Here is a 23,671-nt window from a genome sequence, read left to right as displayed (position 1 = left end):
GATGTGTGATGGCGGAAAAAATCGGGGTGCTGGTGATTGCTCATGGTTCCAGAAGCAAACAGTGGGTCCGGTTGGTTGATGATGCCGCAAAACAGGTAAAAACGGACCATCCGCTTACGGTCGGTTTTTTGGAACTGGTGAAAGGGCGGAAGATTCAAGACGGAATTGATGCATTGGAAGCCCAAGGGGTAAACCGGATTTTCGCCATCCCTTTGTTTGCTTCTTCCGGCAGCAAACATATTGAAGAAATCCGGTTTATGTTGGGGCTGACCGGCCGTCTTCCGGCCGCATCCGATGCCGCACCGTTGAACGTGCATGCCAAAGTGGCGATGAGTCCCGCGATGGACGACCATCCGTACATTGCGGAAATGTTGGCCAAAAGAATCCAAGCTCTTATCCGGAAACCGGAGGAAGAGGCGGTTTTGCTGGTGGGACACGGAAATGGATTGCCTGGTTTCAAAGAGAAGTGGGAAGCCGGAGTGAACGGATTGGTGAAGCAGCTGCGGCGAAAGTTTCCTTTGGCCTGTATCACCTCTGCCTCCCTTTCATCGGACGAATTGCGAAAACGGGCTGATGCTTTGAGTCAGAAATACCGGGTGTTGGTTTTGCCTTTGTTTTTAAGCGAGGGGTACTTCACTGACCAACTGATTCCCTCCCGTTTGGAAGGATTGAAGGTGGAATACCTCAGGTCGGCATACTTGCCGGATCCGGGGGTTTCCCATTGGATGGAGGCCATGGTGGAGGACCTGAAGAAAAAGACCAAGTCATAACAGATGACTTGGTCTTTTCTTTAAGATCCGGCAATTTGTTCAATCCTCCGGCAAACTTCTTCCGGGGTCAGGCCGCTTGCGCTGATGACCGGACAGTTTTCCACTTGGTCTTGCATGCCCATTAAATTCTGATCTTGTCCGGATATGACAATTGCGGCATAATTACCTTGATTTTGCAGTGATTCCGCTTGATATTCCTCCACTTGGAAACCTCTTTGGCTCAAGTAATCACGGACGGGCGATAATCCGGCTTCCACTGCAACGCGTTTCATGATTTAATCCCTCCTGTTTCTTGGTACGTTGTTAGTTTGATGGAAATGGCCCGGAATTATACGAAATGATGTGGGAGGAGAGAGGATGGAGAAAATCCGTTATTGGGGATGGATGGGATTTTTATTGTGGATGATCGTTTTTTTGCCTTTGTTGCCGGCAGAGGCCCATCCGTTGCATCTGGTGTCTACGGATCTTTCGGTCGAAGGCAATCAAATTCATGTCTCGATGCTGATCAATGAGCCCCTGTTGGAACAGGTGGCGGGGAAGCAGCTGGTGCTGAAGGAAAATAAAGTGCGTGAAGAACAGGAGAATCAAATCGAAAGCTATATAAAAACACGGTTTGTTGCAAAAAATAATAACCGTCCGATGCCATTCACATTGAAAGAAATCACCCGGCCGGAACCGGGGCACTACAGGGTGGAGGGAGTGTTTGTTTCCACGGAACCGGTTGGCAAAGTGGATTTGTCCTATCAAATGTTTTTTGAATTCAACAAAAGCCAACACCAAAACGTGGTCAAGATCCATAACGGGGATCAGGAAGGGCATTATGTTTTTCATGATGACAACCGGCATCTGACTTTTTCCAAACAAACGGATTTGTCGGTTTGGCTGACGGCCAAAGAGTTTGTTTATATGGGAATGACACACATTTGGTTTGGGTTTGATCACTTGGCTTTTTTGGCGGGTCTTCTGGTGGTCGCGGGAAACGCGAAAAACTTGTTGAAGGTGATTACTTGTTTCACCGTTGCCCATTCCATCACGTTGATTTTGGCCGTCATGGACATTATTGCAGCCCCCTCCAAGTGGGTGGAAGTGCTGATTGCACTGACCATTGTTTATGTTGCAGTGGAGAATTTCTTTTTCCGGACATACCCTCATCGACTGACGGTGACGTTTTTCTTCGGATTGATTCACGGTCTCGGGTTTGCCGGTTCGCTGGCCGATATCCACTTGCCCAAAACCAATTTTCTCACCGCCCTTTTTTCGTTTAATGCGGGGATTGAAATCGGGCAATTGCTGGTGGTTTCCCTTGTGTTCCCGTTGCTCCGGCGGATCCGCATGCAAAACGGGGCGCTTGAGCGCCGGGCCATCCGGTGGGTTTCGGCGGTGATGGCGGTGTTGGGAATTTTGTGGGTGGTGGAGCGGGCTTTTGAGATTCAGATTCCGTTTTTCCCGATTTGAAGAAGAATGAATTTGTTTTTGTTATAATTAATTATTAAAGATGAACAATACTTTACATTTATAGAAGGATGTGTCGTTCATGGCAAAAAGTCATATCGGAGTAATCGGACTGGCAGTGATGGGCAAAAATCTGGCTTTGAATATGGAAAGCAAAGGTTATACCGTATCTGTCTTCAACCGTTCTCCGGAGCGGACGAAAAAGCTGACCGAAAAACACAGCGATTTGAATATCGTTGGTACATATACCATGGAAGAATTTGTTCAGTCTCTTCAAAGGCCGCGCCGGATCATGTTGATGGTCAAAGCCGGCCAACCGACGGATGACATGATTCAACAACTGAAAAAATACCTGGAACCCGGCGATATCGTGATTGACGGCGGCAATGCCTTTTACGAGGACACCATTCGCCGCAGCAAAGAATTGGAAGCCACCGGGATTCATTTTATCGGGGCCGGGGTGTCCGGAGGGGAAGAAGGAGCTCTGCACGGACCGGCCATTATGCCGGGAGGATCCAAAGAAGCCTATGAGCAGGTCCAACATATTTTGACCGACATTTCCGCCAAAGTAAACGGCGATCCCTGCTGCACCTATATTGGCCCGGACGGAGCCGGACATTATGTAAAAATGGTTCACAACGGCATCGAATACGGCGACATGCAATTGATCAGCGAAGCTTATCATTTGTTGAAACATCTGTTAAACATGAATGCCGAAGAATTGCATGAGGTCTTTAAAGAATGGAACCAAGGCGAGTTGAACAGTTACCTGATCGAAATCACGGCAGACATCTTTACCAAAGTCGATAAGGAAACCGGACAGCCGTTGGTTGAATTGATCCTGGATACCGCCGGGCAAAAAGGAACCGGAAAGTGGACGAGCCAAAGCTCCTTGGATCTCGGCGTCCCGCTCTCCATTATCACCCAGTCGGTTTATTCCCGCTTTTTGTCGGCCATGAAAGAAGAGCGGGTTAAAGCCAGCCAGGTCTTAAAAGGGCCGAAAACCGGCTGCCATACGGTGATCGAGGACCGGGAAGCATTGATCGAATCGATCCGCAAAGCCCTTTATGCCAGCAAGATCTGTTCGTATGCCCAAGGATTTGCCCAAATGAAAGCTGCATCCGATGCATTTGGCTGGGATTTAAAACCCGGGGAAATCGCGATGATTTTCCGTGGCGGATGCATTATCCGTGCCCAATTCCTGCAAAATATCAAAGAGGCATATGACCGGGATCCGAACTTGAGCAACTTGCTTTTGGACCCCTACTTTAAAGGGATTGTGGAAGAGTATCAGCAAGCTTGGCGGGAAGTGGTGGCAACGGCGGTGTTAAACGGCATTCCGGTGCCGGCTTTTGCCAGTGCCATCAACTACTATGACAGTTACCGCTCTGAGAAATTGCCGGCCAACCTGTTGCAAGCCCAGCGCGATTATTTTGGAGCTCATACTTACCGGCGCATTGACCGGGAAGGCGTGTTCCATACGGAGTGGACAAAAGAATAATTTGGAGACCCCGGGATATCATTTCCGGGGTTTTTTTCTTGCATTTTATACATAAAACGAATAATATATATCTGTGCTTCTAATAATATTCGTTTTTTTGGGGGAGTTCATCCATGTTTCAATTGGAAAAACACGGATCTTCCGTTAAAAAAGAAATCATTGCAGGAATGACCACCTTTTTCACCATGTCTTATATTATGGTGGTGAACCCGATTATTTTGGCGGATGCCGGGGTTCCCTTTTCGTTGAGTTTCTTTGCCACCATCATTGCGACGGTGGTTGGAACGCTGGTCATGGGATTGTTCGCAAATTACCCGATTGCCATTGCTCCGGCGATGGGTTTAAATGCATATTTTGCCTATTCCGTGGTGAAAGCCCATCAAGGATTGGGATATGAAGAAGCGTTCGCGGCGGTCTTTGTCGCGGGGATTCTCTTTGTTCTGATTTCGTTGACGCCGCTTCGGACCAAGCTGATTGAAGTGATCCCTTCCAATTTGAAAAGCGCGATCACCGCAGGCATTGGATTGTTTATTGCTTTCATCGGTTTGCGAATGTCGGGATTGATTCAAGACCATCCCTCCAATTTGGTGGCGCTTGGCAATCTTCATTCTGCTTCGGCGCTGCTTACGCTGGCCGGATTGGCGATCACACTGGCTTGTATGGCCTTGAATCTTAATGGCGCTTTATTTATCGGGATGATCGGGACGGGAATCATTGCTTATTTGACGGGACAGCTTTCTTTTGACAGCGGCATTGTGTCGGCTCCCGAGATTCCAAACCGGCTCGTGGTGGACAATCCGGTTCATGCGTTTCAAATCGTGTTTGATTACGGTTTGTATGCAGTGGTCTTTTCCTTTTTGCTGGTCACTTTGTTTGACACCACCGGCACTGTCTTGGGGGTTGCCAAACAAGCCGGATTGATGAAGGAGGGAGTGCTTCCCCGGGGGGAAAGGACCCTGCTGGCCGATTCGGTCGCAACCTTGACGGGCTCCGTTTTTGGAACCAGTCCGACTTCGGCCTATATTGAATCGTCTTCCGGTGTGGCTTCTGGCGGGAGAACCGGGTTGACAGCCGTGGTGGTGGCCGTGTTGTTTGCCCTTTCCGCCTTTTTCAGCCCGTTGGTTCAATCCGTGTCCGGGATTGCGGCCATCACGGCCCCGGCTTTGATTGTGGTCGGCGCCCTGATGATGAGCCATGTCAGCCATATCCAATGGAACGAGATCGATGAGGCATTCCCGGCATTTATGGTGATTTTGAGCATGCCGCTGACGTCAAGCATCGCCACGGGAATTGCGCTGGGCTTTCTCACCTATCCGCTGATGAAAATCTTCCGCGGCAAGTGGAGAGAAGTTCACTGGCTGGTGTATCTCTTTGCTGTCCTGTTCTTTTTCCAACTGGTTTATCTGCCCCATTGACCCGGACATTGACAGGCTTGTGGGAATTTCCCGCAAGCCTTTTTCTATAACGAAATATTCACTTTGAAGTGGGCAGGGGTGTTGGGTAAACTAGTAACTAGGTGTTTGTTCCAACGGAATAAGGAAAAATGACGGCAATTTTTTTGAAAGTCCAAAGGAGCTGGCTCTATGAAACGGGCACGACTGATATATAATCCCACAGCCGGAAGGGAAATGATAGCCAGGAAGTTGCCGCAGTTGATCGCGGTATTGGAACAGGCCGGATATGAAACCTCCTGCCATGCCACCACGGGACGGGGTTATGCCACCCGGGAAGCCCGCATTGCCGCAAAACGGGGAGAGGACGTGGTGATTGCCGCCGGCGGGGACGGGACGATTCATGAAGTGGTCAACGGGTTGGCGGAGTTTCCAAACCCTCCCGCACTCGGCATTTTGCCCGGAGGAACCACAAATGATCTGGCCCGGGCTTTAAAACTTCCCCGGGATTTGGAAGAAGCTTGCAAAGTAATTGCCAAAGGAAACACCGTCGATGTGGATGTCGGTGTGTTTGGAGATAAATATTTCATCAATGTGGCGGCAGCCGGCCGGTTGACGGAAGTCACCTATGAGGCGCCCAGCCGTTTAAAGTCCATGGTGGGGCCGTTGGCTTATTACGCCAAAGCGATTGAAAAGCTGGGGAGCCTTCATCATCCTTTCCCGGTCGAGCTTCAAACGCCCCGTGGGAAATGGAAGTCGGAAATCTGGCTGATCATCATTGCCAACAGCGTCTCTGTCGGGGGATTTGAACGGCTCGCTCCCGAAGCCAGTCTGAATGACGGTTTGTTTGATGTGCTCATCATTCCCAAAGCCAATATCCCCGACTTGTTGCACTTGGCTGCCCTGGCCCGTAAAGGGGAACATATCCGGGATTCGAGAATCATTTATTTCCAAACGGATGAGCTCGAGATCAACACCCCGATTTCCCTGAAATTAAATTTGGACGGGGAGTGGGGAGGGGAGCTTTCCGGTAAGGTGAAAATGCTGCCGCGCCACTTGCAGATCTTTTGTCCATAGTCGCCGTTCATCCGGGTTGATGAACGTTTTTTTATGAAGGAGTTGTTCGGATGAAGAAAGCAAATCCGCCGGTAAAAACAGGCGATGTGATTGAAATGGAAATCACCGGCTTGTCCCATGACGGAGCCGGTGTCGGGAAATACCAGGGATTCACCATCTTTGTTCCGCAAACGGTTCCGGATGAGAAAGTCCGCGTCCGCGTTCAAGTGGTGAAAAAAACATACGGGAAGGGCGAGGCGATCCAAGTGTTGAAAAGCCATCCCCGCCGGACGGAGCCCCCTTGCCCGATTTACCATGAATGCGGGGGATGCCAGATCCAACATTTGCAATATCCTGCCCAACTGGAGTATAAACGGCAACAGGTGGCGGATCATTTTGAGCGGATCGGCGGCATGCAGGTGCCGGTTCTCCCCGTGTTGGGCATGGAAGACCCATGGCGGTACCGCAATAAAGCCCAGGTTCCTTTGGGATGGGAGGACGGGAAAGTGAAAGCCGGTTTTTATGCGGCCGGATCGCACCGGATCGTGGATATGGAGGCCTGCCTCATCCAGCATGAAGCCAATGATCAAGCTGTCCGGAAAGTCAAAGAACTGGCCCGGGAACTGAAAACCCCCGTTTATGACGAAACCAAACACCAGGGATGCTTGCGGCATGTGATGGTTCGCACCGGTTTTCACACCGGGGAAATGATGATTGTGCTGGTGACGAACGGCAAAAAACTGCCGCATCGTGACAAATGGGTGGAGGCGTTGCGAAAAGAGTTTCCCGCGCTCAAGTCATTGATCCAAAACATCAATTCCAAACGGACCAATGTGGTCTTGGGTCCGGAAAATGAAGTGTTGTGGGGCCGGGATTTCATTTACGACCGGATCGGGGAAGTGACCTTTGCCATTTCGCCGCATTCCTTTTTCCAGGTCAATCCCGTGCAGACCCAAGTGCTGTATGATCAAGTGGCCCGGTATGCCGGCCTGACCGGCCATGAAGTCGTGATCGATGCTTATTGCGGAATCGGAACCATTGCCTTGTACCTGGCGCAAAACGCCAAGCGGGTGTACGGGGTGGAGATTGTCCCCGCCGCTGTCCGGGATGCAAAAAGAAATGCGAAAATTAACGGCATGGATCATGTCACGTTTGAAACGGGAGCCGCGGAAGAAGTGTTGCCCCGATGGTACAAAGAAGGGATCCGCCCGGATGTCGTGGTGGTCGATCCGCCGCGAAAAGGCTGTGACCGGGTGCTGCTCGATACCCTCGTTTCCATGCAGCCTGAGCGGCTCGTCTATGTTTCCTGCAATTCATCCACGTTGGCCCGTGATGCAAAATACCTCGCAGAATGCGGGTACCGGGTGCAGGAAGTGCAACCGGTGGACATGTTTCCGCAGACCGGGCACATAGAAAATGTTGCAATGTTGAAATTAGAAAATTAACCAGAATAAAAAGATGTGAAGAAATAGGCCTTAACCTGTCCTTGGGGGGGGTCTATTTCTTTTAATATAGTGTCATTAGAGCAATAATTTCATTGACTCAAGCCGTAAATATCTTTTTATATTTGATAATTTGCCATATACCCATTACAAATTACAATAACTGTGCCTCCAGAAGGAGTCGAAACGGTCTGACTTTGTTCAGGGAGTTTCTGCTTTTGGCAGCGACTCAAAAAAATACATTCGTATTTTTCTGCGGTGTCATGCTCCGTAGCATATTCAAAGTCCTGCGGGAACAACACGATCCTAAAGACCTGAGCAAACGCGCTTGCGCGTTAACCTATACCCTTTGACAAAGGGTCGATATTTATATTAAAATTAAGAATATAAAGTTTATTTATTATATATTTTTTTAAGGGAATAAAATGAATTCATATGTTAAGTTTTCAAATATAAACGGAAATAAATTAGTACAGTTGAAAACAGGAAAGAGCAAGAATGGCATTTATAATATCCAGTATATTAACAACTACCACAGATTACATTGAGGTCTGAAAAATGCAGTCAAATTCCAAGAGGCCAGCAATTCGTTCGTCTCATGGATTCAGATAAATCAGAATTTATTGAATGATATTGAAAGGAGGTAATTATGGGAAATTCATTTCAGCGGGAAGATGTTGACTTTTATTCCAAGGGAACAAGATGCAGTGCATGGTTGTATTTACCAGCAAGCGATAAAAAATGCCCCATAATTGTAATGGCTCACGGATTGGGTGGAACTCGTGAAATGCGTTTATATGAATACGCTGAAAGATTTGCAGAAGCAGGATACGCTTGCTTTTTATTTGACTATCGTAACTTTGGGGCAAGTGACGGCAATAAAAGACAACTGATAAATGTAAAAATGCAGCTCGAAGATTGGAATAATGCCATCGAATATGTCAAAAAAGACAATCGCATTGACGGAGAGAATCTTTTGCTCTTTGGCACTTCATTCAGCGGTGGGCATGTAATATGGCTGTCGGCACACAGAAATGATATTAAAGCAACAGTAGCACAATGTCCATATACGGATACCATGGCCACAGTAAAAATGGTATCCCTGCCTTATATCCTGAAAAAAGTACCTTTTGTTATTGCTGACTTATTATCCTGTATAAGAGGATATCATCCCGTCATGCTGAAACTCTCCACATACAAGGGAGAAAATGCGTTTATGGAAGCCGATGAGGAAACCACAAAGAGATTTATTGGAGATGCAGAATTTAGAATGAAGCACCAGCAAGAACATTACTTGAATTTGTCAAGTATTCTCCCGGCAAATATTTCAGTAAAATCAACAATCCGATTTATGTTGCGGTTTGTTCAAAAGATTCATTGGCTCCTGCAGAAAAAACCATACAACTTGCAGGAAACACGAAATACTCAACTTGTAAACAGTATGATTGCGGACACTTTGATATTTATTTAAATCCGTATTTTGAAGAAGCTATCAATGATTATATCAACTTTTATAATGAGATATTATTGTAAAACAAGACAGATCTGATTTTCGTATATGTCAGAACTAAGTTAAATGCACAAATCCCGGTTTGTAGAGGAAATAACGTCTCCTTTACAATTACACAAAAGATCAACCATATTTAGTAACAGAGCCTTTTTATTTTACATACTTTTCAAATCTCCATTGAGCTAAGGTATCATAAATTTCTTTTGTTTCTTTTATTGGTTCACCTCCACAATCGGATCCGTAACATAAAAGGTATTGAAAAGAAGTGATAATGCACCACTTCATCTCATTTTTTATAATTTGTCTGCCGTCAACACTCGAGATACGTGGAGTGCGTGGCATGGATGAAAAAAGATTGACAGAAAGACATTGGATCCGGATTTGATATAAAAGCACTGATCATTTCCGGATCTTTTTCAGTATCAATCCGGAGGAAATTTACAGGGAATGGATATGTGGAGCTAAAAAGAGTGGCTACAGGGATGGAGTTCGTCGAAGTCATCTTTCCTTTTGCGAATAAACGTTTCTGTTCTTCGCCCCGTTCTGAAAGAAGGGGTGGACAAGAAAACGGAATTCTTGCCCTTAAGTGGGAGGCGTCAAGCAAGATAAACCGGAAGCAATATTTCGTCCACCAGCCGTTCCAACCGTTTAGTGTCAATCGCATCCTTACGCAGAATATTTTCAATCCGGATCAGGTCAAAAGGCAAGGTCAGTGTCTCGTCGCTGACCTTTTTTATTTTTTCCCCCCGGTTTTTGGCGAACTCGAGCAGTTTCCGCATGACCTGGATGTTCTTATTGGTTGCGTTGATTTCAAGTTCAGCTGCGATTTCTTTGTTTTGCCCCATTTCAAATAAAATCGCATTCATGATTTCACGCTCACACCGGTCATAAATGCTTTGGTAAAGGGTGAGCAACTGCAACAAGTCCCCGCGCAAACTTCCGGTATCCTCAATTTTATCAATCAAAGCCCCGTCGAGTGCGTCGATTGCTTTATATGCCGCGATGTCACGGATCAATTCCAAGGGAGTTTTCCAACGGCGGTACAAGACCGAACGGCTGGTTTTGGCGGCCTGCGCGATTTGTTGAAAGGTCAGGTTGTTGTAGCCGACCTTTTTGATTAACTGAATCGTGGCTTCATAAATGCTTTCGGTCAGCGTGTCTCCTCTTCTGCGCGTATTCTTGTTTGGATCTTTCATTTCTTCACCTTCTTTCGGGAAACCTTAATCCCGGACCAAATTTTTCTAAAACATTATACCATATTGTTTTTGGAAATAAGGTACATATTGAATTTTATGGCGGCAGTGTGTATACTGATTAAAGTACAATGTGTATCCTAATAAGGTGGTGAGATGATGGAAAAAGATAAATTGCCCAAAGGATTGCTCAGCATTGCGTGGATTTTGGTACTTGGCGCACTGCCGCCGATGTTGGACTCCACGATCGTGAATATTGCGGTGAATGATTTGGCAAAAGTGTTTTCAGCCTCCTTCGTGGTTACGCAATGGGTTGTGACCGGATATGTTCTTGCGTTGGGGATGGCCGTCCCCTTCTCCGGATGGCTGATGCAAAAATATGACGGCAAGAAGGTGTATATGTACGCATTGGGGCTGTTTTTGATCAGCTCTCTCCTTTCCGGATTTGCTTGGAACATTGAGAGTCTGATTGCATTTCGTATGTTGCAGGGGATCGCTTCCGGGATCATCATTCCAACGCTGACGACCTTGGTTGCACAAGCTGCCGGCGGCGAAAACATCGGGCGTCTCATGTCTGTTGTCGGAATTCCGGTTGTTTTTGGCCCGATTGCCGGACCGGTGATCGGAGGGTTGATTTTGCAGCACTCCGAGTGGCAATGGTTGTTCTTTGTAAACCTTCCGGTCGGAGCCCTTGCACTCATCATTGCGCAATGCAAGCTTCCAAAATTTGAGCTGGTGAATCGATCAGCAAAACTGGACTGGATCGGTATTTTGTTGTTGGCGATGTTATCGGGAATGTTTATCTATGGCATCACAGAGATCCGGGCGGAAAGCAAGCATGCAGCCACAGGCATTCTGGCTTTGGGAATCGCTTTTCTGTCACTGATTTCCTACCTGCTTTATGCATGGAAGCAAAAGAGCGAAGCATTGATCCCGCTGGATCTGTTTCAATCCAAAAATTTCAGTGCCGTGTTCTTTTCCCTGTTCCTGGCCGGGTTTGCCACCAACGGACCCATGCTGCTTTTCCCGATGTTTTTTCAAAATGTACTTGGTCTGGACGTGATCACATCGGCGTTGTGGCTGATTCCCCAAGGCTTGGGGATGCTGGTGGCACGGCCGTTGATTGGAAACTTGACGGATAAGATCGGGGCCCGGTATGTTGTGCTGCCTTCGATTGCCATCACCATCATCGGGACGTTCCCGTTTATATTTTTTGATGTTGACTCGGCACAGTGGATCATCTGGATTGTACTGTTCATACGCGGAATCGGCGTTGGAGGGATCACAGTCCCTGTAATGAGCGACGCTTATGTGGGATTGGAAAAGTCACAGATGCCGGCAGCCAGCGTGGCCACTCGCATTATCCAAAACGTCGGGGCAGCTTCCGGTTCTGCCATTTTGGCAACCGTGGTGAGCCATGTCCTCGGGGGAGCTGCGGCAGCCAACTTGGCCGGAGCTTATCACTCCGGTTTTGTGACAAGCTTGATTTTCATGGGGATCAGCATCCTGCCGGCATTGTTTTTGACTGACAAACTGAAAAACCGGATACAAGGACCTCAGGTGCAAAATCAATAAGGAGATGAATTTGAAGCGAATTCAAGGAAGATCTTGTGAAGCCCGAGGTGGATTTGTCACTTCGGGCATTATTTTGGAAAAAGGCCGGCGGGGTGAGTTCCGGCATATTGAAACGCCTTCATGAATAGAATGACCTGACATATTCATGAAGGAGGAAAGCCATGGGTTACTATGTGAAGGCAAATCATATCAATATATATGTCGAAGATTTAAGGCCCGAATGCCAAAAGGTCATCTTGTTTTTGCACGGTTGGCCCGGCAATCATCATCTGTTTGAATACCAGTTCAACCGGCTTCCCAAATACGGGTATCGCTGTATCGGCATGGATATCCGGGGATTTGGCAAGTCTGACAAACCGTTTTCCGGCTATGATTACGATACGTTGGCCGATGATGTGAGAGGGGTGGTGGAGGCGCTCGGATTGCGTGATTTTACATTGGTCGGGCATTCCACCGGCGGTGCCATTGCGGCCAGATATATGGGACGGCATCAGGGTTACGGGGTGTCGAAGCTGGTTTTGGTCGCAGCTGCTGCTCCCAGTTTGATCCGCCGAACCAATTTTCCATACGGGGTTGAGAAAGAAACCATATTGCAGATTATCAAGGACACTTACCGGGACCGTCCCCGGATGCTTCGGGATTTCGGGGACCGCTTTTTTTACCAACATACATCGCAAGCATTTTCCGACTGGTTTTTCCAATTGGGGTTGGAGGCGGCGGGATGGGCCACGGCTGCCATTGCAAAAACCTGGATCCGGGAAGTGTTGTTTGCCGATTTGGAAGCGATCCGGGTGCCGGTTTTAATCATTCACGGCATTCATGACCAAGTGGTTCCTTTTGAACTGGGAGAAATCCAACAAAGGATGATCCGGAATGCCAGGTTGGTCCCGTTTCAATTTTCCGGTCACGGATCTTTTTATGATGAGAAAGATGAATTTAACCATCAATTGGCGCGATTTATTGGTTGAGAAGAAAATTGAGGATCTGAGTAAGGTATGAAAACATTGTTGGTTTGGGATTGGCTGTCTCAATCGGTAAGCTTGCTGATTGAAGTGCGTTTCCAAGGAAAAGTGTGCCTCCGAAATGGAGGAGGCAAATTATGCGGGATGGGATTTACCGGAGATGGCGGACATCCCAATGATCAGGAACAAAAAAAGTTGCTCTACTTTAATTCAGTAGAGCAACTTTTTTCAATTAATTGCGGATCAGATAGTCAAATGCTCCCAATGCGGCGGTTGCACCGGAGCCCATGGAAATGATGATTTGTTTGTAGGCACTGTTGGTACAATCCCCTGCGGCAAAGATGCCCGGAACATTGGTGGCACCTTTGGAATCGACGATGATTTGGCCGCGATCCATTTCGACCGTGCCTTCCAACCATTCGGTATTCGGCACGAGACCGATTTGGACAAAGACACCTTGCAGTTTGATGTGATGTTCTTCACCAGTCTCACGATCGATATATTTGATTCCGTCCACTTTATCTGTGCCAGTGATTTCCTTGGTTTGGGCATTGGTAATCACGGTGACGTTGGGAAGGCTGTTCAGGCGTTTTTGCAGAACTTCGTCTGCTTTTAGTTCAGGCATAAATTCGAGGACGGTGACATGATTGGCGATCCCTGCCAGGTCGATGGCCGACTCGATGCCGGAATTTCCTCCGCCGATGACGGCCACGTCTTTTCCGGCGAATAACGGTGCGTCACAGTGTGTGCAGTTTGCCACACCTTTGTTCCGGAATTTATCTTCTCCGGGAACACCGACATTACGCCAACGGGCACCCGTTGCAATAATGACGGTTTTGCTTTTTAACACGGCACCGTTTTCCAGGAAGATGTCAATCATGTCGTCTTTCTTTTCGATCCGTTTAACCGTTTGTGAATCCATCACATCGACAGGGTAATCCCTGACATGCGCTTCCAGTTGGGAAGCCAGTTTTTCCCCGTCGGTTTGTTTGACGGAGATGAAGTTTTCAATGGTGGTGGTGTCCAAAATTTGGCCGCCAAACCGGTCGGCAATGATACCTGTGCGAACCCCTTTACGCGCCGCATAAATGGCCGCCGTTGCGCCGGCAGGCCCTCCGCCGATGACGAGGACATCGAACGGATCTTTTTTATTGAATTCCGACGGGTCGGATTCGCTTCCAAGTTTTTTGAGAATGTCGCCGATCGTCATCCGTCCGCTTTCGAAAAATTCGCCATTCAGGTAAACCGTGGGCACAGCCAGGATGTCTTTGCTTTCCACTTCTTCCTGATAGGCTTTTCCTTCGATCATGGTGTGTTTGATACCCGGATTCAAAACACTCATCATGTTCAAAGCCTGCACCACATCCGGGCAGTTGGTGCAACTCAGGCTGACATATGTTTCGAAGTGGTATTCGCCATCCAGATTTTTAATTTGGTCAATAATGCTTTGCTCCACTTTGGGCGGTCTGCCGCTGACTTGCAACAGAGCCAGCACAAAGGAAGAAAACTCGTGACCCAGAGGAATACCTGCAAAGACAATTCCTGAATCTTCTCCAACACGGTCCACGCTAAAGCTGGGCGTGCGCTCCAATGTGGTTTTTTCCACTTTGATTTTGGGGGACATGCCCGCAACTTCATCCACGAAGGCGAGCATGTCTTGGGATACTTTATCGGAGCCGGCGCTTACTTTAAGAACGATATCGTTTTCCAATAGTTGGAGATACTGTTCCAGTTGTGTTTTTATTTCTGCATCCAGCATGTATATCGCTCTCCTCAGATTTTTCCAACCAGGTCAAGGCTCGGCTTAAGGGTTTCTTCTCCTTCTTTCCATTTTGCCGGGCAAACTTCGCCAGGATGGTTGCGTACGTATTGAGCTGCTTTGATTTTGTCCACGATGGTGCTTGCGTCGCGTCCGATGCCGTCAGCGTTGATTTCGACAGCTTGGATCACGCCGTCCGGATCGATGATGAAGGTACCGCGGTCAGCCACACCTTCTTCTTCTCTCAATACATCGAACATGTTGATCAGCACATGAGCCGGGTCGCCGATCATGGTGTAGGTGATTTTGCTGATCGCTTCGGAATGATCATGCCATGCTTTGTGCACGAAGTGGGTGTCAGCGGAAACGGAGAATACTTCCGTGTCCAGTTTTTTCAGGGTTTCATATTGATCTTGCAAGTCTTCAAGCTCGGTCGGGCAAACAAAAGTAAAGTCTGCCGGGTAGAAGCAAACAACGCTCCAATGACCTTTGAAATCTTCTTCCGTCACTTCGACGAACTCACCATTTCTGTAAGCTTGCAATTTGAAAGGTTCAACTTTTTTACCGATTAAAGACATGGCTTGTTTCCTCCTGTTTTTAAGATATATGAAGCGCTTCGTGGGGATTGAAGGCTCGCTTCTTTAATTAATTCCTATTTAATAATAATTATAATTTATCTTGTTGTCAACGTTTAAGTAACTGAACCATTGAAACGGCTCCCGGCGCCGCCACATAAGCGGTTTTCCTGGTTCCATCCTCTTCCGGATGCAGGGCGGAGCTTCGGTTCCCCGTTGGTTGAAGCGTCTCCATTTTCATCTTTTATTTATTATTATCATAACTCATCATGAATAGTAATCATGCGCTTTTGATGAATAAAAAAATGCGGAATTTCTCTTGACCCTGACCTTGGGTAAGACTTTAGAGTGGATGGCGGGAGGTGAAGCGATGTGTCCTATACCGTGCAGGAAGTGGCGAAACTCTCCGGTGTGACCGTGAAGACGTTGCACCATTATCACAAAATCGGACTGTTGTTGCCAAAGAGGGTGGACGACAACGGATACCGTTATTATGGCGATCAGGAATTAAAACGGTTGCAGCAAATTTTATTTTATCGCGAGTTGGATTTTCCGTTGAAGAAAATCAAAGACTTGCTGGACCAGCAAACGGACCGGCTGAGCTGTTTGTTGGAACAGCATTCCCTCTTAAAAGAAAAAGAGCAGAGACTGGCCGGCATTTTGCGGACGTTGGAGGAAACCATCCGGCACGAAAAGGAGGAAATTCCGATGAGAAAGGATAAGATGTTTTCCGGGTTGAATGAAACCGAATGGAAAGAAGCGATGAAAGAGCAGAATGATTATTTGCAAAAAAACTACGGCTACGAAATTGATTCAAGTGAAATCCATGCTGACGCGATGAATGAAAAGGCGAATGAAGCGGTTGAATTTATGTCGTTTATGGCCTCCGCCTTGAGAAACGGCATCGGTGTCAACGACAAGCGGGTACGGGATGCGATTGAAAAACACATCCGGTTCCTTCAAAAAGACATGGACATGGATGCAAAGGGTTTTTTGGCCCAAACCCGGTTTTTTATGATGGATGATTTTCACCGGAAGCAAATGGAATCGCAACAGACCGGCTTGAGTTATTATCTCTTCTGTGCGGCAGAGAATTATGCGTCAAATTAAACAATCCGACCGGGACCGCCGTCAAGATCCAATGCGAAAACGAGTGACAAAATATAGATCAGGTGATATATAAACATCTGCAAAAAAAGGGTTTTCCGTCCCTTGGCCGGAAAACCCTTATGTTTTACGTTCGTTTTTTGACCGGAATCCAAATCTCGCTGTAAGCATGGTCTTTTTGGTTTTGATCCCGTTTGGAAAAGGAAAAAGCAGGGGCATTGATGAGTTCATAATTGGAAGAGGGGAGCCATTCGGAATACACTTTGGCCATGGTTTCCTGCAGTGTGGAAGGGAAGGGCCCTTCATTGGGGAAGACGGCCCAAGTGCATGCAGGCACCGTCATCTTTTCCAACCGGTCACTCACCTGATTTTTCGTCGTCAAAACCCCGATCATATGCGTTAATTCTCCTTCTTCTTTTAAGAAGTCAGCATCCGCTTCATAAGAAGCATTGACGACTTCATAAGGCTCGATGTTTTGAAGTGCATGCATTTCTTCTTTTTGCTCATCCGTGATGCTTTCTGCCAGTTTGACAATGTCTTGGTTGATTCCTTTGAATTGCATGGGAACCCGTTTCTTGACACCGACCAGATGAAAAGCCGGTTTGTCTTCGATCCGAAACTTCATGGAATGGCCTCCTTTGACTGTAATGACAAATGAAAGTTTGGGAAAAGATTGGCTGACGCCGTTCTTGATGACATCCGAGGGCAAATGACCGCTCCATTTTTTGAAAGCCCGGGTAAAGCCGTCGAGGGTATAACCGTATTTCAAAGCCACATCGGTCACGGTTTCTCCTTGCAACAGGTCCATGCCGGCTTCCGATAATCTTCGGTTTTTTATATATTCACTCAGAGGAAAGCCGGTAAGATAAAAAAATATCTTCCGAAAGTGGTAGTCCGAAACCCCGGCATATTCCGAAATCGATTCCAGAGTGAGTTCATCGGTCAAATGATCCTCAATATAGTTGATCACGTCATTCAATTCTTTTAACACATGGTTTCCCCCCTTCGGCATCGACATCATAACAAAACGCCATGCATTGCCGCTCGACTTTATTCATCCAAAAAAGATCGGATCATCAATCGGTATCTCATTGTCCGTTGTATACGTTTTCGATTGTTTTTAAAACCGATGGTGTGATGTCGGTCAAAGGGAGTTGTCATTGAGGAAGTTACAATGGAAATCAGCACCATGAAAAAGGGGAGGAGGAAGGAAACTGATCCAAAGATATATTGGCTGTTTTATGATAAAGGGTTTTCCGTCCCTTGGCCGGAAAACCCTTATTACGTTCGTTTTTTGACCGGAATCCAAATCCCGCTGTAAGCATGGTCTTTTGTTGGGAGTATTGCAGAGTTGATCATTGCCAGAAGGGGCAACCGGCATCCCTCATATTTACTTCACATGTAACAATCCTGTCAGTAACACGTTTAACCCGTACAGGAACTGCCGTTCAAAGTCCGGATCAAATGCATATTGCTTGCCAAAAAGCATTTCAAACTGCTTAAGTTCCTCTGAAGAAAGCTGCTTTGCCCGGATTTCATCGGCGACAAACGATAATATGTAATTATTGATGAGATTGGCTGCAGTCATACAATTTTTGTCAGATACCCCGAGCTTGGTCAGGGCAGATAAAACAAATTTGATGGCTTTGATTCTGCTCGGTGTCTTGGGGACAGATTGCGCAAAAATATCGACCGCATCCCGGGTATGAAGCAAAACCCTCCTGAATTCCAAAGCGATGGCTGTTAATGCTTCTTCAGGATGATCGACCGATTCGGGAAAAGATACATCCCGGGTGATGTGTTCTGCAATCAAATCATATAATTCCTGTTTATTTTTGATATGCCAGTACAAGGAAGCCGCCTTGATGTTTAACTCCTTTGCAAGTGCCCGCATTGTCAAATTCCCTATGCCATCCCGGTTTAAAAGATCCAGCGATGCTTGGATAATGGCTTCTTTGGTTATGGTCATCCAATCACTCCAAGAGAATATTTTCGAAACATTGACACTAACGGTGTTAGATTGTATACTGGCAGTATAAGCAGACTAACAATGTTAGGTGATTGCATTATAACCTGTTGCAACCGGATTATCAATACACCCAAGGCAGAGGAGCTTTGCCCCGGTGACTGGCAGATTGATTTCCGGTTGAAAAAGGATGGTGAAAAACATGATCAAGAACAGGAGAAAAAAGAAAGATGTCGGGATCTATGGTTTGGCGGCCAAATGGTATGACCGAAACACGCGTAAGAACCGGCTTGCGGAAATGCGGGAATATGCCAATGAAGTGGCATCGCATGTCGGCGAAAATGCAAAGATCTTGGAAGTCGCCCCCGGCCCGGGTTATTTGGCCATCGAGCTTGCCTTAAGAGGTTTTCATGTAACGGGTGTTGAGATCAGCCCCGATTTTGTGAAGATTGAAAAAGAAAATGCAAAGAAAGCCGGTGTATTTGTTGATTTTAAAGAAGGAAATGCATCCAGTTTGCCTTGTGACGACAATTTTTTCGATTTTGTTGTATGCAGTGCGGCATTCAAAAACTTCAAGGAGCCCTTAAAAGCATTGAATGAAATGCACAGAGTGCTGAAACCGGGCGGAACTGCACTGATCATTGACATGAATCACGAGGCCACCGCAGAAGATATAGAGAATGAAATCAAGAAGACAGGCATGAAAGGATTTGACAAATATTTTGTAAAATTCGCATTTAGAACTTTCCTGAGGGAAGGCGCATACACCAAAGAAGGGTTTGAGGAATTAATCAACGAATCGTGTTTTGAAAATTACAAGATTAAAAAAGAAGGCATCAGTTTGTATGTCTATCTTTATAAGTAAATGAAACGGGTTGCTCTGGCGAATGCTGATTCACAAAATAAATGATTGTATCTGAAAAGTGGAAACGCCGATTCCATGCGCTCCGTTAAATTGCCTTGCCAATTCAGGGGATAAAAGCTGGCCTGATTGGCGTTTTTTTGTCTTCCATTTCACCATTCACCTCATTCAACTTCTCTCTGAATCCATCCTTGATGAAGATGTCCGCATGTCTTATCCTCACATCAAGCATCCGGCACCACTTTGCAACGGAAATCATGGATATGATCGCCGCAATTGAAGACAAGAGGATGCTCCCATTGACAAAAACAATGCTCCAAAGTATAATTTGTAATACAAGTAATACTAATTATACCAAACGTGCCCGGAGAAAAATATCTTGGATGAAGGAAAAGATCAAAGCGAAAGTACATCTGTCCGGTTACCACCGGTTCCAAAGGGGAAAGCATAATGACAAGTGTAAAGTCGGATGTCCATAAGGTTGGCAGAGTCCATTATTTGGATAATATCCGCTGGGCAACCGTGATTTTGGTCTTGATTTATCACGTGTTTTATCTGTTCAACACGGTCGGCGTGCCTTTTCCGGTTGCAGATGATGCCGGGGTACGCGCGTTTGATACGTTTTCTTATATCGTTTATCCGTGGTTTATGGTCATCCTTTTTTTAATCGCCGGGATCAGTGCCAGGTATGCGCTCTACAAGCGGACCCACCGGGAATTTTTAAAAGACAAAGTGAACAAGCTTTTGGTTCCGGCCACCCTGGGGTTGTTTGTCTTTCACTGGATCTCCGGGTACTTGAATATCAAGTGGGGAGGCGGGCTCGATTCCATTCCGGTTTGGATGCGTTATCCCGTTTTTGCCATGGCCGGAACCGGCCCTTTGTGGTTTATCCAAATGCTGTTTTTATTTTCAGTCTTCTTGGTGTTGATCCGCAAAATGGATAAAAACGATAAAATCTGGGCCTTTTGCGGGAAAATCAACATCGTCATGATCCTGTCGCTCGTTTTTGTCATCTGGGGGGCGGCACAGGTTTTGAATCCGCCTGTGATCACAACGTACCGGTTTGGGATCTATGGTGCCGCTTATCTGATTGGTTACTTTGTTTTTTCCCATGATGAAGTTCAAAACGCCGTCGAAAAGATCCGGATTCCCATGTTGTTTGCGGCCGTCATTCTGGGAGTGGCCTTTACCGTCTGTTACTTTGGGGAAAGTTTCGTCTCCACAAAGTGCCTGACAAGCTTTTTGACCAACTGTTATCTGTGGGCCGCCATCCTTGCGATCCTCGGCTGTGGCAAAGCCTGGTTTAATAAAACATCCGCTTTTGCATCCTATATGACCCGATCCAGCTTCGGTTTTTATGTGGTGCATTACTTGGTCGTTCAAGTGGTTTGTTTCTATGTTTACCATTTCAGTCCCTTGCCGAAGGCCCTGAATTACTTTTTGGCCTTGGCCATCGAACTGCCCGGCACGTTTCTCCTCTATGAGGGATTGCGGAGAATTCCTGTCATCCGCTATCTTGTGCTCGGGATGAAGAGGAAAAAAGTAAAACAACCGGCTCCCGTTTGATTCGAGGAGCCGGCTTCTTTTTTTAGATATGCTTCCAAAATGTTTCCTGTCTCTCTGATTTTCCGGATGAACCCGAAACAAAGTCAAATTAGTCCAAGGTTCCTGGTCATGTTCTCTGGAGGTACAAACTCTTTTCAAATAGTTGGTTGCCTGATTTCATCAAACTCCGTATCGCTGATATGAAATTTTTCGGGAAGTTAAACAGGATGAATGATGGACAGGGCAGTAGTAAAAGTAAACATAACTGAATCCTTCACTCACTTCCGCATACAAATAAACTTTCTCCCATTCTTCAGGAATCATTTTATTAATGGCTTCTCCGATTTGCTGATAAAGCTTTCCTGATTGGGTTTCGAATGGAGTATCCATGGATTTTCCCCCTGCAAAACAAAATAAAAAAGAAAACCGGATTCAATTCTACTATAGAAACCGGTTTTCTTGATTACGTTCATCAATAAGTGTTTAGCCATTTTTCTTTTACCCAAATCATAGACATCGCCATTGGTATAACCCAGATAGCAGGGGAGTTTTGATTTCTTTCCGCCGGCTTTGTTGAAGCATTCCTGAAAAAACGGAACAAAGTAATCTTTAACATAGGAATCCATTTCCTCCACGAGTTCTTCATCTTCTTCCAGCTTTTCGAATTCCTCTGGTGGAAGCACTTGCTCCATTTTTTCATAAGCATAAAATCCAAAGGAACCTACTTTCGGGTCTTCTCCATGGGCATCCATGTTGAGTTGTCTTCCAAATCCGTTCATGGGTGTGATCGTTGCACCAAAAATTCCTCTGTCACCTCTGATTTCCAACAAGATAAGGGTGGTATCCGGATGAAACGGATATTGTAATAAATACCGAAAATGCTGAATGACATTTTCTTTTTCTAAATTAATTCCTTCTTGGAGGAGTGATTTGATTTTACGATCCATTCGAATTCGCTCCCGTAATGCCAGTCTGTTAAAATTCGTTAAACTAATCATGCCGGCCTCATTGCCAATGGGGAGCCGGTGGAAAATGCAGTGCTTTAAGCAATGATAACGTTATGGAGAAAGATACTGTAAACATTTTTATATATCCTCTTTTTTCTGTTTTAGATATTCATCTATAAAAGATCTGTCCCTCTGATTTTCTGGTACAATTCCAAGATATTGATATCTCCAAATGATTCTGCGTTTTCGCGGGCTCGCATGAGAGAGATCTTCATAGTCGAAATGGATTTTTAATTTTCCGGATGAATCCAAGAACAAAGTCAGGTTGGTCCAAGGCTCTTGGTTATGTTCTCTGAAGGTTTCCCACAACTTCACAAACTCTTCGAATAATTGGTGCTTAATTTCATCAAACTCCGTATCGCTGATATGAAATTTTTCGGGAATATCCAAAAAGTAAACAGGGGATGAATGATTTACAGGGTAGTAGTAAAAGTAAACATAACTAAATCCTTCACTCACTTCCGCATACAAATAAACTTTTTCCCATTCTTCGGGAATCATTTCAACAATGGTTTCTCCAATCTGCTGATATATTTTTCCTAATTGAGCTTCCATTTATTTACCTCCTGGTCTATTTTTAAACTCAATTTCAACCCAAGGATCATCACCAATTTTATATTTTATTTTAAAGTAATCTGGTCGATTTGAATTGCCAATGTATTTAGGATTTATTTTGACCTTAACTTCATTATTATGAAGTAATTCTTCTTTCCATTCGTTCTCCAACTTTTTCCATTCACCTCTGTTCAGATTAGAGTTCATCGGGACCAGGTTATCAATTTCACCAGATCCTTTGAAAATAGTCGCTATTAAATGGCCGCCATCGTCATCTGGCAACCTGTCATCACCACCCACGGTCCTTTGAGCATAATTATTCCTTTTTCCTTTGCCTAATTTTAAGGATGCTTCAATGTCTATGATTCTTCCGTTTGCATCGGTTATATATTTATAGCCTTCATTTGAAGTGTATTCAATGTTTGCTTTTAAAGCTTTTTTGCCATTTCTTTTGGTGAAGTGCTCTCCATATTTTTCACATTTAATTGGAGAAGCCAGTGCTATGGATGCCAAATAACTGTTTGATTGATATCGATAAGAAAAACAATCTGCGACTTGTTTTGCTGCGATTTCAACAGTTTCTGATTTTTTGAATGCGGTGGTTACTTTATCGATGATTGGGTCCAACTTGGGAACGATGAATGATCCTAATCCGACCAGTGCTGCGCCGCCTATTCCCGATAAGACTGCATTTTTCCAATTGATTTTTCGCCCGTGCAAAATATCGTCTGCGACGCTTGTACCGGCGCCTTCTACTGCTCCGATGACTCCACCTTTGGTAAACATGTTTTGCAGAGGTGCCGGCAATTTGGAAACCAGTTTTTGTCCTCCGCGCAGAACAGGTCCCAAGACTTTGGAATTCTTGGCACCCATGATCAGTTTTTGCCCGATGCCACTGGCCAAGCCCCGGGAAGCTCCTGCCGTGATGCCTCCTCCGATCAATCCCAAGAGGCCGCCAATGGCTGCTTCCAAAAAGGTCATTTTGTTAATTTCCCAACCATTCAGGGCCATACTGATCACAAATGACAAAGCCATACCACTGAGTACGGCAATCCCTAACGGTGTGGCAAAGATGCACAAGACAATGCCCAAAATCAAGACGCCGGCAAACGCTATGTATTCCTTAAATTTGACGATCCAGTCCCAAACTGCAGACAGTGTATCAATTACGACTTCTGCTATTTTGGAGCAAATTTCAGTAAACCAATCCCAAAAGGAAAAATTACATGACCTGGTTATATTGGAAAGGGTTAAGAGGAAGGAACGGGTGGGGGATCCTCCGGGGTGGCAGTGCCAAAGGGGAGAATAAAACAAATGAAAATGGTGTTTTGGGGGTGGGGGGATAAGCCGGTGAAAAGATGGGTACGGGATTTCCCTGCTCCGGGCGGAAGAAATCTGCATCCGTAAGGTTTTTATCGGGGAATGTCAGGGTCTCGGGTTGAA

Annotated in this window: 22 protein-coding genes and 1 pseudogene; 13 read left to right on the top strand and 10 right to left on the bottom strand. The window is 46.0% G+C overall.

Features of this window, described 5'->3' with window-relative positions; genetic code table 11:
- Positions 1-8: 8 nt before the first annotated feature.
- Positions 9-770, top strand: coding sequence for a sirohydrochlorin chelatase (locus I8U23_RS06905; protein WP_198050859.1), 762 nt, complete (start codon positions 9-11; stop codon positions 768-770).
- A gap of 20 nt (positions 771-790) precedes the next feature.
- Here the strand turns inward: I8U23_RS06905 and I8U23_RS06900 are convergent, their stop codons facing one another.
- Positions 791-1,042 carry a YkuS family protein gene (locus tag I8U23_RS06900; RefSeq protein WP_037993084.1) on the bottom strand — a complete coding sequence of 84 codons (252 nt, stop codon included), beginning with the start codon at positions 1,040-1,042 and terminating at the stop codon, positions 791-793.
- Positions 1,043-1,127: 85 nt separating this feature from the next.
- Between I8U23_RS06900 and I8U23_RS06895 the strand changes: the two genes are divergently transcribed.
- The 7 genes and pseudogenes from I8U23_RS06895 (at position 1,128) to I8U23_RS06865 (ending at position 9,083) form a co-directional block, all read left to right on the top strand.
- Complete coding sequence (locus tag I8U23_RS06895) at positions 1,128-2,225, top strand: HupE/UreJ family protein (RefSeq protein ID WP_198050858.1); 1,098 nt, start codon at positions 1,128-1,130, stop codon at positions 2,223-2,225.
- Between the two features lie 79 nt (positions 2,226-2,304).
- The gene (gene gndA / locus I8U23_RS06890) at positions 2,305-3,723 is read left to right on the top strand and encodes an NADP-dependent phosphogluconate dehydrogenase (protein ID WP_037993082.1); all 1,419 of its coding nucleotides are present in this window, start codon (positions 2,305-2,307) and stop codon (positions 3,721-3,723) included.
- A gap of 113 nt (positions 3,724-3,836) precedes the next feature.
- A complete protein-coding gene (locus I8U23_RS06885) occupies positions 3,837-5,138 on the top strand; it encodes an NCS2 family permease (protein ID WP_037993081.1) in 1,302 nt (433 codons plus the stop codon).
- Positions 5,139-5,306: 168 nt separating this feature from the next.
- The gene (locus I8U23_RS06880) at positions 5,307-6,191 is read left to right on the top strand and encodes a diacylglycerol kinase (RefSeq protein WP_037993079.1); all 885 of its coding nucleotides are present in this window, start codon (positions 5,307-5,309) and stop codon (positions 6,189-6,191) included.
- Between the two features lie 50 nt (positions 6,192-6,241).
- Positions 6,242-7,615, top strand: a complete 1,374-nt coding sequence (gene rlmD / locus I8U23_RS06875; protein WP_049720587.1) for a 23S rRNA (uracil(1939)-C(5))-methyltransferase RlmD — start codon at positions 6,242-6,244, stop codon at positions 7,613-7,615.
- Between the two features lie 416 nt (positions 7,616-8,031).
- Positions 8,032-8,148 (top strand): annotated as a pseudogene (locus I8U23_RS06870) (IS1595 family transposase); the annotation flags it as partial.
- A gap of 113 nt (positions 8,149-8,261) precedes the next feature.
- Entirely contained in the window at positions 8,262-9,083 is an 822-nt protein-coding gene (locus tag I8U23_RS06865; protein WP_232335479.1) for an alpha/beta hydrolase, read from the top strand.
- 635 nt (positions 9,084-9,718) lie between these two features.
- Here the strand turns inward: I8U23_RS06865 and I8U23_RS06860 are convergent.
- Entirely contained in the window at positions 9,719-10,318 is a 600-nt protein-coding gene (locus I8U23_RS06860; protein ID WP_037993074.1) for a TetR/AcrR family transcriptional regulator, read from the bottom strand.
- A gap of 156 nt (positions 10,319-10,474) precedes the next feature.
- Between I8U23_RS06860 and I8U23_RS06855 the strand changes: the two genes are divergently transcribed.
- Together I8U23_RS06855 and I8U23_RS06850 are read left to right on the top strand one after the other, a co-directional pair.
- Entirely contained in the window at positions 10,475-11,890 is a 1,416-nt protein-coding gene (locus I8U23_RS06855; RefSeq protein ID WP_198050857.1) for an MDR family MFS transporter, read from the top strand.
- 161 nt (positions 11,891-12,051) lie between these two features.
- On the top strand, positions 12,052-12,858 hold the full coding sequence (locus I8U23_RS06850) for an alpha/beta fold hydrolase (RefSeq protein ID WP_198050856.1): 807 nt from the start codon (positions 12,052-12,054) through the stop codon (positions 12,856-12,858).
- A 226-nt stretch (positions 12,859-13,084) separates the two neighbouring features.
- On the opposite strand, the gene ahpF is transcribed toward I8U23_RS06850, so the two are convergent.
- Together ahpF and ahpC are read right to left on the bottom strand one after the other, a co-directional pair.
- Positions 13,085-14,611 carry an alkyl hydroperoxide reductase subunit F gene (ahpF, locus tag I8U23_RS06845; RefSeq protein WP_037993069.1) on the bottom strand — a complete coding sequence of 509 codons (1,527 nt, stop codon included), beginning with the start codon at positions 14,609-14,611 and terminating at the stop codon, positions 13,085-13,087.
- Between the two features lie 14 nt (positions 14,612-14,625).
- A complete protein-coding gene (gene ahpC / locus I8U23_RS06840; protein ID WP_037993068.1) occupies positions 14,626-15,189 on the bottom strand; it encodes an alkyl hydroperoxide reductase subunit C in 564 nt (187 codons plus the stop codon).
- 369 nt (positions 15,190-15,558) lie between these two features.
- Between ahpC and I8U23_RS06835 the strand changes: the two genes are divergently transcribed.
- Positions 15,559-16,296, top strand: a complete 738-nt coding sequence (locus I8U23_RS06835) for a MerR family transcriptional regulator (protein WP_198050855.1) — start codon at positions 15,559-15,561, stop codon at positions 16,294-16,296.
- A 124-nt stretch (positions 16,297-16,420) separates the two neighbouring features.
- Here the strand turns inward: I8U23_RS06835 and I8U23_RS06830 are convergent, their stop codons facing one another.
- The gene (locus I8U23_RS06830; protein ID WP_198050854.1) at positions 16,421-17,284 is read right to left on the bottom strand and encodes an AraC family transcriptional regulator; all 864 of its coding nucleotides are present in this window, start codon (positions 17,282-17,284) and stop codon (positions 16,421-16,423) included.
- 399 nt (positions 17,285-17,683) lie between these two features.
- Positions 17,684-18,262, bottom strand: coding sequence for a TetR/AcrR family transcriptional regulator C-terminal domain-containing protein (locus tag I8U23_RS06825; protein WP_049720582.1), 579 nt, complete (start codon positions 18,260-18,262; stop codon positions 17,684-17,686).
- A gap of 199 nt (positions 18,263-18,461) precedes the next feature.
- Here I8U23_RS06825 and I8U23_RS06820 point away from each other — a divergent pair, with 199 nt between their 5' ends.
- Positions 18,462-19,124 (top strand): class I SAM-dependent methyltransferase, encoded by a 663-nt coding sequence (locus I8U23_RS06820; protein ID WP_049720581.1) that lies wholly within the window; start codon positions 18,462-18,464, stop codon positions 19,122-19,124.
- Between the two features lie 447 nt (positions 19,125-19,571).
- Positions 19,572-20,687 (top strand): acyltransferase family protein, encoded by a 1,116-nt coding sequence (locus I8U23_RS06815; RefSeq protein WP_198050853.1) that lies wholly within the window; start codon positions 19,572-19,574, stop codon positions 20,685-20,687.
- Between the two features lie 159 nt (positions 20,688-20,846).
- Here the strand turns inward: I8U23_RS06815 and I8U23_RS06810 are convergent, their stop codons facing one another.
- The 4 genes from I8U23_RS06810 to I8U23_RS06795 all read right to left on the bottom strand — a co-directional run bounded on the left by I8U23_RS06810 (position 20,847) and on the right by I8U23_RS06795 (position 23,320).
- A complete protein-coding gene (locus I8U23_RS06810; RefSeq protein ID WP_232335478.1) occupies positions 20,847-20,990 on the bottom strand; it encodes an immunity protein YezG family protein in 144 nt (47 codons plus the stop codon).
- A complete protein-coding gene (locus tag I8U23_RS06805) occupies positions 20,987-21,664 on the bottom strand; it encodes a hypothetical protein (protein ID WP_198050851.1) in 678 nt (225 codons plus the stop codon). The genes I8U23_RS06810 and I8U23_RS06805 overlap by 4 nt, the downstream gene beginning before the upstream one ends.
- 87 nt (positions 21,665-21,751) lie before the next feature.
- On the bottom strand, positions 21,752-22,228 hold the full coding sequence (locus I8U23_RS06800; protein ID WP_037993051.1) for an antitoxin YezG family protein: 477 nt from the start codon (positions 22,226-22,228) through the stop codon (positions 21,752-21,754).
- Entirely contained in the window at positions 22,229-23,320 is a 1,092-nt protein-coding gene (locus tag I8U23_RS06795; protein ID WP_231564554.1) for a DNA/RNA non-specific endonuclease, read from the bottom strand. It lies immediately after the preceding gene.
- Positions 23,321-23,671 lie beyond the last annotated feature (351 nt).

Source organism: Thermoactinomyces sp. CICC 10735, from assembly GCF_016055175.1.
Lineage (GTDB): Bacteria > Bacillota > Bacilli > Thermoactinomycetales > Thermoactinomycetaceae > Thermoactinomyces > Thermoactinomyces vulgaris.
Note: the sequence above shows the minus strand (reverse complement) of the source record. Positions and strands in the feature narration are given on the sequence as shown.

Bases quoted from the DNA above. Each gene is read 5' to 3' on its own strand.
- I8U23_RS06850 (WP_198050856.1), top strand. From the start codon at position 12,052: ATGGGTTACTATGTGAAGGCAAATCATATCAATATATATGTCGAAGAT.
- I8U23_RS06895 (WP_198050858.1), top strand. From the start codon at position 1,128: ATGGAGAAAATCCGTTATTGGGGATGGATGGGATTTTTATTGTGGATG.
- I8U23_RS06820 (WP_049720581.1), top strand. From the start codon at position 18,462: ATGATCAAGAACAGGAGAAAAAAGAAAGATGTCGGGATCTATGGTTTG.
- I8U23_RS06860 (WP_037993074.1), bottom strand. From the start codon at position 10,318: ATGAAAGATCCAAACAAGAATACGCGCAGAAGAGGAGACACGCTGACC.
- I8U23_RS06805 (WP_198050851.1), bottom strand. From the start codon at position 21,664: ATGATTAGTTTAACGAATTTTAACAGACTGGCATTACGGGAGCGAATT.
- I8U23_RS06800 (WP_037993051.1), bottom strand. From the start codon at position 22,228: ATGGAAGCTCAATTAGGAAAAATATATCAGCAGATTGGAGAAACCATT.
- I8U23_RS06855 (WP_198050857.1), top strand. From the start codon at position 10,475: ATGGAAAAAGATAAATTGCCCAAAGGATTGCTCAGCATTGCGTGGATT.
- I8U23_RS06815 (WP_198050853.1), top strand. From the start codon at position 19,572: ATGACAAGTGTAAAGTCGGATGTCCATAAGGTTGGCAGAGTCCATTAT.
- I8U23_RS06885 (WP_037993081.1), top strand. From the start codon at position 3,837: ATGTTTCAATTGGAAAAACACGGATCTTCCGTTAAAAAAGAAATCATT.
- I8U23_RS06905 (WP_198050859.1), top strand. From the start codon at position 9: ATGGCGGAAAAAATCGGGGTGCTGGTGATTGCTCATGGTTCCAGAAGC.
- I8U23_RS06865 (WP_232335479.1), top strand. From the start codon at position 8,262: ATGGGAAATTCATTTCAGCGGGAAGATGTTGACTTTTATTCCAAGGGA.
- rlmD (WP_049720587.1), top strand. From the start codon at position 6,242: ATGAAGAAAGCAAATCCGCCGGTAAAAACAGGCGATGTGATTGAAATG.
- I8U23_RS06825 (WP_049720582.1), bottom strand. From the start codon at position 18,262: ATGACCATAACCAAAGAAGCCATTATCCAAGCATCGCTGGATCTTTTA.
- ahpF (WP_037993069.1), bottom strand. From the start codon at position 14,611: ATGCTGGATGCAGAAATAAAAACACAACTGGAACAGTATCTCCAACTA.
- I8U23_RS06880 (WP_037993079.1), top strand. From the start codon at position 5,307: ATGAAACGGGCACGACTGATATATAATCCCACAGCCGGAAGGGAAATG.
- I8U23_RS06810 (WP_232335478.1), bottom strand. From the start codon at position 20,990: ATGATTCCTGAAGAATGGGAGAAAGTTTATTTGTATGCGGAAGTGAGT.
- gndA (WP_037993082.1), top strand. From the start codon at position 2,305: ATGGCAAAAAGTCATATCGGAGTAATCGGACTGGCAGTGATGGGCAAA.
- ahpC (WP_037993068.1), bottom strand. From the start codon at position 15,189: ATGTCTTTAATCGGTAAAAAAGTTGAACCTTTCAAATTGCAAGCTTAC.
- I8U23_RS06900 (WP_037993084.1), bottom strand. From the start codon at position 1,042: ATGAAACGCGTTGCAGTGGAAGCCGGATTATCGCCCGTCCGTGATTAC.